General features: G+C 65.6%; 12 protein-coding genes and 1 pseudogene. 7 read left to right on the top strand and 6 right to left on the bottom strand.

All coding sequences use genetic code 11. The annotated features are described in order from the left end of the window. Window positions 1-126 precede the first annotated feature (126 nt). Entirely contained in the window at window positions 127-5,808 is a 5,682-nt protein-coding gene (locus ACFUJR_RS34700; RefSeq protein ID WP_383177573.1) for an FG-GAP-like repeat-containing protein, read from the bottom strand. Between the two features lie 1,427 nt (window positions 5,809-7,235). On the opposite strand from ACFUJR_RS34700, the pseudogene ACFUJR_RS34695 reads away from it, so the two are divergent. Further along, window positions 7,236-7,863: pseudogene (locus tag ACFUJR_RS34695) on the top strand (transposase family protein); the annotation flags it as partial. A 307-nt stretch (window positions 7,864-8,170) separates the two neighbouring features. Here ACFUJR_RS34695 and ACFUJR_RS34690 read toward each other — a convergent pair. Beyond that, window positions 8,171-8,437 (bottom strand): hypothetical protein, encoded by a 267-nt coding sequence (locus tag ACFUJR_RS34690; RefSeq protein WP_383177570.1) that lies wholly within the window; start codon window positions 8,435-8,437, stop codon window positions 8,171-8,173. A gap of 223 nt (window positions 8,438-8,660) precedes the next feature. Here ACFUJR_RS34690 and ACFUJR_RS34685 point away from each other — a divergent pair, with 223 nt between their 5' ends. From ACFUJR_RS34685 to ACFUJR_RS34660, 6 genes are all read left to right on the top strand, one after another. Beyond that, on the top strand, window positions 8,661-9,008 hold the full coding sequence (locus tag ACFUJR_RS34685; protein ID WP_383177567.1) for a DUF317 domain-containing protein: 348 nt from the start codon (window positions 8,661-8,663) through the stop codon (window positions 9,006-9,008). 108 nt (window positions 9,009-9,116) lie between these two features. Continuing rightward, on the top strand, window positions 9,117-9,485 hold the full coding sequence (locus ACFUJR_RS34680) for a winged helix-turn-helix transcriptional regulator (RefSeq protein WP_383177564.1): 369 nt from the start codon (window positions 9,117-9,119) through the stop codon (window positions 9,483-9,485). 295 nt (window positions 9,486-9,780) lie between these two features. Continuing rightward, on the top strand, window positions 9,781-9,927 hold the full coding sequence (locus tag ACFUJR_RS34675; RefSeq protein WP_383177561.1) for a hypothetical protein: 147 nt from the start codon (window positions 9,781-9,783) through the stop codon (window positions 9,925-9,927). 155 nt (window positions 9,928-10,082) lie between these two features. Then, window positions 10,083-10,295: a hypothetical protein gene (locus ACFUJR_RS34670; RefSeq protein WP_383177559.1), complete on the top strand. Its 213-nt coding sequence runs from the start codon at window positions 10,083-10,085 to the stop codon at window positions 10,293-10,295. Between the two features lie 72 nt (window positions 10,296-10,367). Then, window positions 10,368-10,697 (top strand): esterase, encoded by a 330-nt coding sequence (locus tag ACFUJR_RS34665; RefSeq protein ID WP_383177556.1) that lies wholly within the window; start codon window positions 10,368-10,370, stop codon window positions 10,695-10,697. 105 nt (window positions 10,698-10,802) lie between these two features. Further along, on the top strand, window positions 10,803-11,033 hold the full coding sequence (locus tag ACFUJR_RS34660; RefSeq protein ID WP_383177553.1) for a MarR family transcriptional regulator: 231 nt from the start codon (window positions 10,803-10,805) through the stop codon (window positions 11,031-11,033). A 4-nt stretch (window positions 11,034-11,037) separates the two neighbouring features. Here the strand turns inward: ACFUJR_RS34660 and ACFUJR_RS34655 are convergent, their stop codons facing one another. The 4 genes from ACFUJR_RS34655 to ACFUJR_RS34640 form a co-directional block, all read right to left on the bottom strand. Then, window positions 11,038-11,436, bottom strand: coding sequence for a hypothetical protein (locus tag ACFUJR_RS34655; RefSeq protein ID WP_383177550.1), 399 nt, complete (start codon window positions 11,434-11,436; stop codon window positions 11,038-11,040). A gap of 337 nt (window positions 11,437-11,773) precedes the next feature. Then, entirely contained in the window at window positions 11,774-12,178 is a 405-nt protein-coding gene (locus ACFUJR_RS34650; RefSeq protein WP_383177547.1) for a hypothetical protein, read from the bottom strand. 108 nt (window positions 12,179-12,286) lie between these two features. Then, window positions 12,287-14,044 (bottom strand): relaxase/mobilization nuclease domain-containing protein, encoded by a 1,758-nt coding sequence (locus tag ACFUJR_RS34645; protein ID WP_383177544.1) that lies wholly within the window; start codon window positions 14,042-14,044, stop codon window positions 12,287-12,289. Continuing rightward, on the bottom strand, window positions 14,044-14,518 hold a 475-nt coding region (locus ACFUJR_RS34640), incomplete at its 5' end, for a plasmid mobilization protein (RefSeq protein ID WP_383451092.1). The genes ACFUJR_RS34645 and ACFUJR_RS34640, both read right to left, overlap by 1 nt.

Below are 14,518 nucleotides of genomic sequence, written 5' to 3'. Positions count from 1 at the left end.
CAGAGGAACGGGGGTTTCGGGTGGGAGCTTTGGTCTTGGGTTTTTGCGCGTTTTCTTTCTGGTTGAGGGAGGAAGGGTGATCCTGCGGGTCCGCCCCCCCCCGGGGGCCCCCCGCATCCGCAGATGTCAAGATGCTGGAACGTGCCACACCTTTGCGCCTCTGACCAGACCTTCCACCAAGTTCTCCGTTCCCTCCCACAGCTCGGAACTGAACATGATGGATGGGTAGACGGGTTGGCCCAGCGGAAGTTTAACCTGGAGGATCACACCTGGCAGGTCACTGCGGCCCTCTGCGGCTCCGCGAGCGTACCGAAGTGCCGTGTTCTTGTCGGTGGTCCATGAAGTGTAGATACTTTCCGTGTTGCCGGAGTGATGGGTTTCCATACTCGCAGAACCACCTCGAGGTTTTGCCACACCCCGTACAGCATCATCGTATCCGGGATGCATCTCGGACAGGCCGCGATACAAGTAGTTGAATCCTGGTTCCTCAGTGATCGAATTGACGTTGAATCCCCCGGCACCCTTTAGTGCGGGGTCATCGGCATGGGCCGCTCCAGGGCCGAATCGCGGCGGGACCTGAGAGCCCGGCCGGAGACGACCGGCTATCCAGTTGGCGGCGGGACCCAGGAGGCTACTGCTGGCTCCTCCAAGCGCGCCGAGGAGGAGGTCCCCTGGGTCGGTGGGTCGGCAGTATGCCTCGTTGACCGCCCAGGAGAATCCTGCTCCAACGCCGGCGTTCACTACGGCGGAGGCGGCCAAAGCGCGGCCACCGGACAGGCCTGCTACCCGAGCCGCCGCGTTGCCGACGCCGGGCATGAGAGCCCCGGCCGCAGCCCCGGTGAGTGCGCCTTGGCCTGTCGCTTTGGCAAAGTCGCCCCAGGAGAAGTCACCGTTGCGGTGTTGCCATCCGTAGAGGCCGCCCTCAATGGCTCCTCCGACAACTGCACCGACGCCGATGCTGACGCATAGCGGGCAGCGACCTGACGGGTCTGCCTGGTTGATCGGGTCGTTGTTGGCGTACGCGTACGGGGAGAGGTTGGGACTGTCGTTGTCCGCGGGTTGCGGGTCAGGCGAGGCGAAGCGGCCGGTACTAGGGTCGTAGCTGCGCTCGCGGAGGTGGAGACGGCCTGTGAGTGTGGGGTCGGTGTACTGGCCGGCGTAGCCGAAGATGCTGTCCTGGCCACCCATGGTGGTGGCCTTGCCGGTGGGTACGCCCCAGTCGCTGTAGGTATAGCCGTAGGTCTGCTTACCGGAGGCATCGTAGACCGCGCTGATGGAGTTCTGGCGGTCGTGGCGCATGTAGAAGACGCCGGTGGTGCGGTTCTGTGCTTCGGCGATGCCGTCTGGGTTGTACTGGTAGTCGGCGATCAGCGCGCCAACGCCATTGGTTTCGGTAGAAATCTGTGGCAGGGGGTTGACCACGTCCCAGAGAGTGGTACGGGTCAATGTCCCGTTCTTGCTGGTGGTGGTGCGGTTTCCGTCGGCGTCGTTGACGAAGGTATAAGCGTTGGAGCCGACAGTGGCGGACTTCAAGTGCCCCAGCGGGTCGGAGGTGTAAGTGCCGCTGGCGTCCTTGGTGAGATTTCCGTCGGCGTCATAGGTGAAGTCGTTGGTGGACGTTCCTTCGACGCTCTTGGTCAGCTGGTCGGCGGCGTCGTAGCTGTTGGTGCGGGTGCTGCCGGCAGTGGTGGTGTCAGTAAGGTTGCCGACCTTGTCGTACGCGTAGGTGGTGCCATTCGTGCCGGTGAGGCATGAGACCGCACTGGAGGTGTCTGTGCAGGTCTGGGTTACGCGGCCGGCTGCGTCGTATGCGTAGCGATCCCGAAGGCCGGTGGTATTGGCGTCCTGGAGGTAGTCCGCGGTGACGCGTCCGGCGACGTCACGTTCGATGTAGCGGGCTCCGGGACCTTCGGAGATGGAGGCGAGCTGTCCGGACCGGTCATAGGTGCGTTCCTCGGTGACGGCCGAGGTCGCTGGCAACTTCGTCGTGGTGCGATTTCCGGCGGCATCGTAGGTGTAGGTGGTGGTCCTGCCGCTCACGGTTTGGCTGGTGATGTGACCATCGTTGTCGTAGCCGTATGTCGCTTTCTGTCCCGACTGGACCGTTGTGATGACGGCGCCGTTCAGGTGTCCGGCGTTGTCGCCGCGCCACAGGCGCAGGTGGCCGGAGGTGTCGGGCGCGACCGTGTCCAGGGTCTGGCCGGCGTCGAACCTGCCTGCCGAGGGGGCGCCGTATGAGGTCCAGTCGTCGGGCTGCAGGATGAATGTGCCGAACCTGCCAGTTCCTGTGGACGGGTAGAAACGCACCTTTCGATTGGCCGTGTCGTGGGCCAGGAAGTCGGTTTTCCCGTCACCGTTGAAGTCGCCAGGCGTGAGGTGCATGCTGCCCCAGCCCCCACCGAGGTCGGTGCGGGTGCCCAAGGTGCCGTTGCCGTTGCCGGGGTAGAGATACAGGTGCCCGTCGGTGGAGTTGATGGCCAGGACGTCGATTTTGCCGTCGCTGTTGTATTCCAGGGAGATCAGCCGGTAGGTAGCCCAACCGCCACCGATGAGGGTTCGGGTACCGAAGGTGCCGTCGCCCTTGCCGGGATAGAAGTACATCTTGTTCTCAGAGGAACTGATGGCCAGGAAGTCTTGTTTGGCGTCGCCGTTGAAGTCCCCGGTGGTCAGGGTCATCGTGCCCCACCCGGCACCCATGTCGACGGGTGAGGCGAAACCACCCGCCCCGTTGCCGTTGTAGCGATACAGATGGCCAGTTGACTTGTCGATCGCCAGCAGGTCGATCTTGCTGTCGCCCGTGTAGTCGATCGTCAGGACCTGGTTGAACCCGGTCCCGGAGCCGGTCAGAGTAGCCCCTGCGCTGAAGCTGCCGTCTGGTCGACCAAGGTAGGTACGGATGCCGTTCTTGGCGTCGGTGCGGATCACATCGGTGATCCCGTCCCCGTTGAGGTCCGCTGAGGCGGTCTGTGTGGCGCCTGACCAGTCGACGGCCGTGCCGGCCGTGTAGTCCTGGGCGCGGGAGGTGATCCGTCCCTCGGCGTCGTAGGTGTAGGCGAAGGTGCCCTTGCCTGCCGACGACGTGATTGACGTCGGCCTGCCTTCCAGGTCGTATCCGAAGGTTCGGGTCCCGGTCCCGTCGGTGACGATCTTGGTCTGGCCGGCCGCGTCATAGGTGTACGAGAGCGTCGGAGTGCCGTCGGAGTACGTTGTCTTGGCGAGCAGGTTGCGGGCGTCGTAGGTGTTGGTGACGGTCTGGCCGCGGGCGTTGGTGGTCATGGTCCGGTTGCCCTCGGCGTCGTACAGGAACGCGGTGGCACGGCCCAGCGGATCAGTGACCTTGTTCAAGCGGCCGGTGTCGTCGTAGCCGTAACGGGTGATGTGCCCGTTGGCGTCCTCGCGAGTAAGCAGGTTTCCGACATCGTCGTAGCCGAGCGTCGTGGCACCGCCGTCAGGGGCGGTGACCTTGCTCAGCCGGCCGACCACGTCGTACTCGTAGGCGGTCTTCTTCCCCAGGCCGTCAGCCCGCTCCACCAGCCGCCCGAGGACATCGTAGGCATTTGTGATGATCTTGGTGCCGTATGGGTTGGACTGGCTGACGATGCGGCCGTCCTCGTCGTAGGCCGTGGTCCAGGTGTACTGCGCCGGATCCGCGCCGATGACGTTGCCGCGCGGCTCAACGGTGCTGACCAACTGTCCATTGTCGTTGTAGCTGTAGGTCGTCTTGTTACCGAGAGGTGAGACCTCAGAGGTGAGATTTCCGGCGGCGTCGTAGCTGTAGGTGACGGTCTGGCCGACGCGGTCGGTGGTGGTCAGCAGCTGGTTGTTGGCGTCGTAGGTGTTGACGACGGTCTCGCCAAGGGCGTCGGTGGTCTTGGTGATGTTGCCTTCACCGTCGTACTCGGTCTTGCGTACGCGCCCGAGTGGGTCGGTGACCGTGACCGGCTGGTTCTCCGCGTCGTAGTCCGTCTTAGTTGTGTTGCCCACCGGGTCGGTCACTGTGACCTGATTGCCGACCTTGTCATACCCGTATGTCCACACATACTTCGACGGGTCTGCTCCCGACACGTTGCCACGAGGTGTGGTCATCGTCAGTAGACGGCCGGCCTTGTCGTAGGTGTACGTCGTCTTCGCCCCGGACGCATCGGTGCGGGAGACGACCTGCCCCATAACGTCGTACGCCGTTTTCGATACACGGCCCGCCGGGTCCTTCACCTCGGTCAGACGGTTCGCCGCGTCGTAGGTGAATGTCGTGACCTTGCCAGCCGCATCCGTTGCCGTCGCCAGATTGCCTGCAGCGTCGTAGGTCCGCTTGGTGGTGCTTCCCCCCGCATCTGTTGTTGATGTCAGCCGACTGGCCTCGTCATATGTGAAGGAAGTTGTGAATTTTGCCGGATCCGCACCTGCCGCGTTTCCCCGCGGACCGGTCTCACTGATGACCCGTCCCACAGCATCGAATTTACGCGTCAATCGGGAACCGTCGGGATTCGTCACCGATATCTGGTTACCAGACGAGTCGTAGCCGAGCCGGGCCACCCTTCCTCGGGGGTCCGTTACCGTCTCGAGCTGCCCGTTCGAGGTGTAGGTGTAGGACGTCGCGTTCCCAAGCGCGTCCGTTGAACTGGAGAGATTGCTATTCGAGTCATACGTGAATGAACTCGATTTTCCATTTCCATCGGTGTGCGAGGATAGCCTCCCGTCAGAGTATCGCCATTTCCCCTTTACCACCTCCCCCTGCTCTTGGACGGGACGCCCATGGATATCAACCACGGTTTTGAAAGTGCGACCCAAAGCGTCAACAACATTCAAGCGGTCGAGTTTGTAGCTGTACTCGTACGATGTCTTGTTGCCGAATGGATCATATTGGTCGAGTAGAACGTTTTTGCGATAGACGTCTGACCAGATCCCCCCATCAGGAAATGTCGTGTCAGTCTCGTTCTCCTTGTAGGCGAAGGTGACTTTGCCAGTCGCAGAACTGACCTGCTCGCTGACCCGCCCAGTCGAGTCATAGATGTTGCGAATGAAATTTCCGCCCAGTGGATCAGTTACATCGGTGAGTTTCCCGTCGATTCCATACTTGTAGTTGAGCCTCGACCCTCCCGGTCGTGCGACGCTGGCGAGTTGCCCATCGGTGTATGAGTATGAAATCTTTCGGTTTCCCGGCAGAGTGATCTCTGAAACGAGTTGCCCATCGTAGGCGAAGACGGCTTTTCTGCCGTCCTGAGTGACCGCTTCCTTTAGCGTGCCCGCTTCATAACTGAAGGAAACAGCCTGACCTTGTTTGTTCTGTATCCTTTCGAGCCGGCCCGCCCCATTGAAGGACAGTTTCTTTCCGTCCGGCATGGCCAGTTCGTAGCCGGTTTCTGAAGAATGGAGTGCGGAGTGAGCAGTCATCGGTGACTCGAAGTTTCCGTCTGGCTTTTTCCTGTATGGATACTCCGATCCGTCCTCCGCATGGAAGATCGCGTCACCATTCTCCTCGATAAGAAGCTTCGCATCCCAGGCCGCGGACCAGCCAACCCCAAGCGATCCCGATGGTGAAGCGCTAAGGGAAAGACCCAATGAACCTTTGGTAGAGTTATTTGACGAGTAATTCCGGGTCAGGTCGAAGGGGAGCACACCTGGCAGGCTGGAATCCGTAACAGACTGCCCGAAAGCCCCTGTTGCGGTATTTACACCTTCCGCGCGCTTCTCTTGACAACTTGCCGCTGCCGCAGAATTTCCACCACACCGTGATCCGAAGGTCTGATTTCCTGGAATCCCAGGATTTGCCCCATAGGATCTATGGTCTCCTGCCCACCGCCCCCACATCGTCCAATTGGACCAGGCTCCTTTATTCATAATGAGTGGGGTCACTGCGGTTACCATTGGACTTGTATAGTCGGGAGGGTTCGAGAGGCCGTCAAGTCGCCGGACTTCTTCGGCGCAGATTTCCTCATCAAAAGTAAACTCAAACGACGCCTCGGCCCCGTCTCCCGCCGCTCCGTCCCATGGCACCGAAACCAGCTTTGGTTCAGACCTGTAGGTTTTCCCGTAGGGAGCGTAGAAAAAGGAACTATTTAGGCGGCAAGTCCAGCCAGCGCTGACATAATAGTTGATTACTCCGCGATCACCCTCGATGTCATCGCTCATTCCGTAAACGATATTGGAGACTCGGAGTGTGTACTTCTCTCCATCCTCCGGAAAGAAACCCCCGGTCCTAATGTTTGCATACACGTCCTGGAATCCCATTAGACTCCCGTGGGAGTCTCTTAACTCCGATCTCAAGGCGTAGGCGTACGGAAGTTCCTCGGAAGTCGATCCGGATATCTCCCCGGGGCTCTCCCGTAGATCCTTCGGTGTGCCGTTCCTTCCGAAGGTTGATTGATCACCCTCAGAATTTGAGGTTCCGATCCTGAGTGCTGCGTCCTCTGATATCTGTTTACGGCGCTCCTCCAATGTCATCGGTTGTTGCCGCACTGCCGGTTTCGGCAGCTCCCTGCCGACGGATTCGATCGCCGCTTCCCTTGAGCCAGCCGGCTCACGTACTGCCGCCGAGGCATCAACTACCCCAAGGAGTAGGCTCAGGATGGCAATCAGTGACCCTGTGATCCGCGCCCGAACGGAATTTTTAATCCTCACAGGGGCCTCCTGGGTTTACCTATTAGGTGGTGGAGCGAGGCAGTCTCTTTCCTGATTGAGCAATGCAGGGATCCGCGGCCGCACGCCACCAAGTCGCAATGGTCATATAGATAGCTTCAGAAGTCAGCCGGATCGCCGCGTGTGGCCGGATCGCAGTGAAAGACGGAATGTCTCTTTGGCATGCTCCGCCGCTGCACTGTACGGGCTGCTCGGAGCTAAGCGGATGAGGAGAAGCAACAACCCGCTAACGGAAGCTGTCCGAATCTCGTCCATGGTCGGTGGTCAACCAACCCCCGGGCTTCGGCATTGTCATGTGACGCCGGGTTTGTTCGTGGCGGTCTGCTCTCATCGGCGTCCCCAGAAGATGACAGGCATGGCTTCCAAGGTCATGGAGTTCACTACGCCTCGTGCTCCGAGTGGAAGACCATGCCTACCGACGCATCATCGGTGGTTCCGCCTGTCTTTGCCCGTCTCCGAGCATCCCGGGGGCATCCGAGGAGATACCCGGGCTGCTGGAGCGACTGGCCGCGGTGCCGGACCCGCGTGATCCGCGCGAGTTGCGTCGCCGCCTGGCGTAGGTACTCGCGATGACAGCGTGTGCCGTGCTGGCCGGGACGACCCGGTGGCGATGCCTGCCGGTCGGATGTCAGGCCCTGCTCGCCCTGGCCCACCTGTGGTGCGGCGACACCTACGCCCAGCTCGCCGCCGGCTTCCGTATCGGCACCCGCGACCGTCTACCGCCATCCTGGCCGAGGCGATGAAGACCCGTGAGGACGAAGGCATTCGCGATCCTGGACGGCACCCAGCTGCCGATCAATCGGATCGCCGCCGACACCCCGTACTACTCCGGGAAACCGAAATGCCACGGCATGAACGTCCAGGTCTTCACTGACCCGTTCGGACGGCTGCTCTGGGCCTCGCCCGGCAATGCCCGGGTCCACCCATGACCTGACCGCCTCACGCACTCACGGCATCATCAACGCGCTCGCCGAGACAGGTGTGAAGTGCTGGGCGGACAAGGCGTACCAGGGCGCCGACCGACCGGTCCGCGTGCCATTTCGGGGCCGTCGGCTCAAGCGGTGGATGCGGCTGCGCAACAGCAGTCACGCCAAGATCCGCTGCCTCGGCGAGCAGGCCATGGCGGTCCTGAGGGCTGGCGCCTGCTACGCAAGGCTTCACTGCAGCACCAACCGGATCACCGACATCGTGAAGGCCGTCGTCGTCCTTCAGCACGCCTCAACCTGAGGTTGAAAAAGGCTTCATGACCCGGCCCGGGTACGTGCCGGCGTTCTACGAGCTGGACCAGCTCGTAGACTCGGCGGCCGACCTTCGCGTCGCGCTCGCGGAGAGCAGTGCGTACGTGCAGGCAGTCCGGCGTGTGGTCGAAGCACGCGAAGCCGCCTCGACCACGGACCGGCGGCGAACCTGTCCCGGGCCGCTGTCGCCCGCTCGGGGCTCGCTTCACATGCCACTGGCCAGGTGCCCGACCAGCCTGTTCCTGCGGCTGCCGTCGGGCCGTCGGCGCCCTCACCGGGGCCGCGCTGTTGAACGGTCAGGCAGGGTCTTCGTCGTGGTGGGCGTCCTCGGTGCGGGTGCCCACCGCGCGGGCCAGCTCCTCCACCGTCAGCTCGATGTGCCGTCCTTCCGCGACCCGGTGCTCCACCACCGTGTCCTCGTCCGGCCACCTGTCGGACTGCGCGCCGACGCCCCACTGGCCGTCGGCGACCATCGCGACATCGCCGAAGGTCCACGGCCGCCCGGCGGCGCGGATCTTGCGCTCCAGCCCGGCTCCGTCCCAGTGTCTGCTCGGCTGCGTCATCCCTGCTCCCCCTTCGGTCCCTTCCGGCTCACTGCCGTAACTCGATTACGACAACCTCGGCCGCCGTTCCATTCCCGTGCCGACGGCTTCCTGGGCACCTGACCGGGATCAGTTCGCCCACGGCAGACGGGTCCTCCCCGGAAACGACTACGGACTTCGGCACACCCCATGTCAACGTACGGGTGTCGGGAAAACCGCAGGTCAACGAAGGGATCGTCCAACCGTGAACGCCTCTGCCACCCTCCTGCCCGCCGCCGTCCGCCCCTCCGTGGAAGACCGCCACTGGCTCTCCTCGGACCACTGCGCCACCCCGGTCCTTGAGCTCCTCCACGCCCTCGACTGGACGGTCGTCGGCACCCCGGAGTGCAACGTCCACGCCACGAGCCCGGACGGCCGCGTCTACGTCGGCTGGCTCCCCGAGGACCCCGCCGCCTGGACACGCGACATCATCTGGCGGGTCCAGGTGCAGCCCGCCGAAGGCGACGCGTGGGTCCAGGAGTTCGGCACGCACACCCCTGTCGAGACGGTGGCCGGATTCATCGCCGCCCTCGTCGTCCACTCCCTCCGCTGAGCCGGTGGTCGGGTGGGCCCTCACCAGCCCGTCCCGACCACCGATACCCGTTCAGACTCGCGCCGACGCTCCGCATGCCCTCCCGTTCATAAACGAAAGGCCCTGAAAGTGACCATCTATTCAGATGATCTCGTCCGAGCCTCCGGCCACATCATCGGCCTGGGTGTCAGCGTGCTCGCGGCCTACGACGCTGTCGCTGGTTCCGGCTCGGCATCGTTCGGCCTACCCCTGGTCTGCTGCGGGATGACGCTGGTCTACACCGCCGGTAGCTTCCAGGACTCCCTTCGTCGCCGCGACACCCGAATCGTCGCCTACCTCGCGCACAACCCCGGCATGCCGCTCCCCGAGATCAGCGCCGCCACCGGCCTCCGTGAGGAACGCATCGCCAGCTCCCTTCAGCGCCTGGTCGCCGACGGCCTGGTCGTCTCCGAGGCGGGCTCGCCCCCTGCCGCCCGCTCCTACCGACTGGCCCTCTGACTTCGCCCCCTCAAACCCGATCGGCCCCTCCCGTCTCACCGGCCCGACAGGAGGTCCCGATCGCACGCATGCTCCTGGCTACCCGTCCCGGCTACCGCCGTAAGTGCGCCTCCGCACGTCGCTGCACCTGCTACTACCTCCCCGGTCAGTACGGCCGCCACGCGAAGCCCTTCGCCGACGAGCCGCCCACCGGGCAGAACAGCGCCGATGGCGCCTCGGCCTCTTCGAATGACCGAGCGCCCTGGCCTCCGCCGATCGGACGCCGGGGCCTCCTTCCCAACCCGAGGAATCCACCGTGCCGTTTCTCGCCCCGCTCACCGACCACCACTCCGACGGCAGCCTGTGCCCGGTGGACCACAAGCACACCAGCTCCGGCAAGCCACTCCACACCAACTGCCCGGGGCGCTCGTACACCCAGACCGTCCGCTCGTGCGGCGGCTAGGAGATGAAGCAACGCGGCAAGGGCTACGTCGCTGAGTGCCGCAAGTGGCACCTCGCCAGTCACGCCCAAGGGCCGAAGGTCCTCCGGGACCTGCTCCGTCTCGACGCCTCCTGATGCTCCTGCCCCGTACGCCCTCACTGCTCCCGGAGGCTTCCATGCCCAAATGCCTGACCGTCGGCCACCTGCTCCGCCAGCTCCAGGACCTCGACCCCAACCTGCCGATCCGCCTCGCCGTGAACCCCGACTTCCCCTTCACCCACTACGTGGGGACCGAGGTCGTCGTCCGGGACGGCAAGGCATTCATCCCCGACGACGGCCAAGAGGGCTACCTCTCGGTGCCGGTACGCGACGCCCTCACCTGGTCCTGACCCCTTCTCCGCTCACCGGAGGCTCCCATCTCGTCACGCCCCCTCCCGCTGCACGGCCTCGCAGTACGCCCCATGCCGGACGGTGTAGGCGGCGCGCTGGTCCAGCGCGTCTCCGCCAGGCACGACGGCCCGCTCGACGTCACGTGGCTCGCCGCCAGAAACCCGAGGCTTCCCCTCGGCCGCATCCGCCTCCGCTGGGAGCCCGCTTCTCGCTCCGGCTGGGACGTGAGCGCGCACCTGGGCCTGGCTACTTCCGAGGTACACCTCGCCTCCTGGCCGGCCGCCCCGGACGACTGGCCGTGCCTGGTCCGCCCGACCCTCCACGAAGTGACCGGCCTGTGTGCCGCCCTCGCGTTCGCCACCGACGCCCTCGACCACTCGAACCGCCTCACCGAGGTCTGACCCAGAACCCCAAAAGGCCGCCCCTCGCCGATCAGGCAGGGGCGGCTTTGCCGTACGCCTGGCCGCACGTGCGTACGCTCATCCCCGACGAAGGAGGAGTACACCTTGGCCGACGGCCAGCCGCTCTGGGGATACCCGGAGGTCGCCGCCCACCTGGGCATCAGCGTCCAGGCCACCCGCAGCCGCAAGAGCCGGGGCAGCCTGCCCGCTCTCGACGACACCACCGTGCCGGACCGCCCCCGCTGGAAGCCGGTCGGCCGAAGGTTCCGTACCGACCTGCACGGAGGGCCAGCTCACCTTCTCCCATCGGCCCCCTTGGATTCCGAAGCATCCTGAAAAGCTACGCCTCGGTCTGCAAGACAGCCCTGGCGGCGGCTTGGAAGTCCCCATCCGGCTGGCGTTTTTCCCTCATGGCCGCCTTGAAAGCCTGCTCGTACTCGTGGAGTTGGCCGTTGCCGACGTCACGGGCCTTGTTGAGCCATGTCATGACTGCTCGCTCCACGTTCAGCATCGCCGTACGGAATGTCTCAGCGGACTCGGCTACCGAGCTAGGGCCGGCCACGGCGACGGCTGCGGCAGCTGTGCTGAACACCGCCCAGGCATCGTGGACCACGATGAAGCGGTCTTGCCATTCGGATGGTGAACTGTCTTTGTCCCACATGCTGTCTGCCAATTTCCACTGAGCAGACGAAAGCTGCTTACCGGCCGAGATGAAGTCCGTGTAGGCCTGCCGGCGCATGTCATCGCGCCACCTGCCGTGCTCTACCCGCATCTGCCGCCGCTGCCCAAGAGAGCTGAGCAAACCGCCGCTCATACCCCCCAAGGCCCCGATTGCCGCACCTATGACTGCCGCTGTTCCCCCATCCATGGGGGCATTAGAGCGCATCGGCAGAGGCGGCAACAGAGCGCCAGTTCCGTCACTCTGCAGCCCGAGATCCGCCTGAGGACCTCGGGCTTGCATGACAAAAGAGCTCCCGGCCAACGCTGCCAACTCCGCCAGTGACATCGGCGTCGGGTCCGGACGGAGCGTCACCGACATGCCGGTGACGCTCCTCGGCTCTTCGTACCGCGCTCGCCTACTCCAGGTAAGTACCGGCGAATACACCATCGAAGCCGAGCGCAGCGAGACCCTCCTCGACGGTGGGGTAGGTCGTGCCGGACGGGCTGGCGATCAGGGCGTCGAAGTCGGCGCGGCTGATCTCGGGTTCGGGCCACTGGTTACTGCAGCGGCAGCGGATCCAGACGTTGCGGCCGTGGTTGATGAGCAGCCAGTCGCGTCGGGCCCGGCAGGCCGAGCACATGACGGGGATGCCGCCGAGGGCGAGTTCGTGTGGGTGGCTGACGCAGCGTGTCGCGCCGGGGCCGTCGGCTGGCTGTGTCTCGTACTGGAGTTGCAGCAGGGGATCGGTGCCGGCGGGGACGACGGGCAGCGCGGGTGCCGGCTCCGTGGTGCGGTCGGTGGTTCTGGGCACGAGCGTCATCTCCCGTTCGAGGGCTTCCTGTTTTCATCCGTAACAGCCAGTGGAACAGGCTGTCCATGCATTTCGTGGAGTCCGGTTGGTCGGTGGCCGGCCTTCCGGACGCGCTGATCAGCGGCGTGGTGGTCGGCTGCGCGGGTCGGAGACGGCAGGGCGCGGTGCCACCGTGGGTGCGTTCCGTTTGCTGGTGCGGTTGGCCGGGGTCTTGGTCGGGCGAGTGCCGGCCTGCGGGCGACGGGGAGCTTCGCTCGGGTGGGCGGGGAGCTGCGCGAGGCGGCGCAGGCGCCAGACCAGGACGTCGTTCACGTCCTCGGCGGTGTCGAGTTCGCGCATGTCGATGGCCTGCTGCAGGAGGGCCTCGGGGTCGTGGCCTGCCTGCTCGGCCTGGGCGAGCGTGGCGACCAGGGCGTCGATCTTCGTCGGCATGCCATCTGCTCGTACGCCCTGCTCCCGCAGGGCCGCGCGGAGGGTGGCCTCGTGCGTCCGGCGTTGGGCCTCGGGGAGGGCACGGCCTTGGTCGTGCAGCACCCGCATCGGGGTGGCGGCGGCCTGATGGTAGGCGGCGCGCAGGTGCTCGGCGGCCTGTCGGGAAGCGTGGGCCTGCTGGGCGTGACCGCGGGCGGAGTGCCAGCGGGCGGCGGCGAGGGTGACCAGCACCAGGGTGGAGACGAGCATGGCGGTGGTGCCGCCGTCCTCGCCCCGGCCGAGCGCGCCACCGGCCTGGACGATGCCCCGGGCGGCCGAGCGGAGAGCCCGGATGTCGGCACGCTCTGCTCGGACGTGACTGCGGGTCGCCCGCTCGAAGGCTCGGGCGGCAGCAGCCAGCTCGGCGCGGGTGGCGACCGGGGAGGTCTGGGCGACCGCGTCGAGGAGTTCCCCGACGCCGACGAGCTGGGCGGCGGCTTCATCGTCGTCGCCGTCGAGCAGGACGGCGGCACGCTCGGCGATCCCAGTGGCGCTGCGTCGCTCTCGGGCGGACGGGGACCAGTCCGCCCGGCCGTCGGCGGCCGAAGGCGTTGCCCGCTCGGCGGTACCGTCTGCGAGCCGGAGGCGGATCTTCGGAAGGGACAGGTCAGGAGCGAGCTTGGAGCCGGCGTACCAGACCGGTTCACCGTGGCGGTTGCGGTCGCCGGGCAGGGCCACGTTGTAGCCGAGGGCGTCACCGGACGGGGCGTGGCGCACCTTCACGCGCAGACCCGCCTCACGCAGCCGGGTGAAGAACTCCTTCTCGTCGTCCGCTCCCGCGACAGCCTGGCGGACGGCTTCGCGAAGCGTCTCGCGGGAGGTCTCGGGGCGGCCGGTGCGTTCGGCCTTGAACCTTTCGGCGCTGGTGGGGTTCTTCGCTGCGGTGCCGTCGCCGGCGTTGAGGCGGCGCAGGCCCATCTCCTTCTCGATGCGCCGGCATACGGCCTGGGCCTTGTTGAAGTCGTAGTTGAGGCGGGGATTGCGCAGGTCACCGCGGACCAGGGTGGCGACGATGTGGATGTGGTCCTCTGCGTGGCGGACGGCGATCCACCGGCAACCGTCGGGATCACCGTCCGGGGCGATGCCGGTGGCGTGGACGATGCGCTGGGCGACGGCTTTCCACTCCTCGTCGGAGAGCCGCCGGTCGCCGGGGGCCGTCCGGACCGAGCAGTGCCACACGTGCTTGGCGGGCGCGCGGTCGCCGGCCTGCTTGACCCGGAGGTCGAGGGCGGCGGTGAGGCGGGCGAGGGTGACTTGCGGGTCGGTGTCGCGGCCGGGGTCGGGGGCGAAGCCGTCCCAGGAGCCGACGAGGTGCGCGTCGGTGTGCTCCTCGCGCCTACCGGGGCCGTAGAGGTAGACGAGGAGTCCGTGGGTGCGCGAGCCGCGTCCGATGTCGGGAACCATCACATCCGCCTGGTCACCAGGTCGTTGGCCGCGTCGTCGAGGTGGCCGAGGGACCGGGTCAGAACGCTCAGTGCGTGGTCGAGTTCGCCGGGGCGGGGCTGTCCGCCGGCGTTGTGGACGTAGGCGATCTGGTTGATGTTGTTGCCGATCCGGGCCAGGGCGGTGCGCAGGGCGGCGAGTTCGTCGATGGCCGTGTCGAGTCGTTCGTTGGTGTGCAGGGCGGTCGAACCGCGGGCGGCTGCAAGGCCGGCGGCGGCGAGGAATCGGGCGACGGTGACGCCGCGCTGCGCGGCGGCGGCGACGATCTCGGCTTTCTCGGTGTCGGAGAGGCGGGTGGTCGTCTTGCGGGTGCGCTCGCTCGGGTTGCGGCTGCGGCGGCGCGGCTTGCGGTCGGGGAAGGCGGGCGTGCTCGGGCTCGGCTGCTCGCTGGCGGCGGGGTTGTCTGCTTCTCCCCCGGTGACCGGCGCCCCCCGG

This window comes from Streptomyces sp. NPDC057271, from assembly GCF_042668715.1.
Taxonomy (GTDB): Bacteria; Actinomycetota; Actinomycetes; order Streptomycetales; family Streptomycetaceae; genus Streptomyces.
Note: the sequence above shows the minus strand (reverse complement) of the source record. Positions and strands in the feature narration are given on the sequence as shown.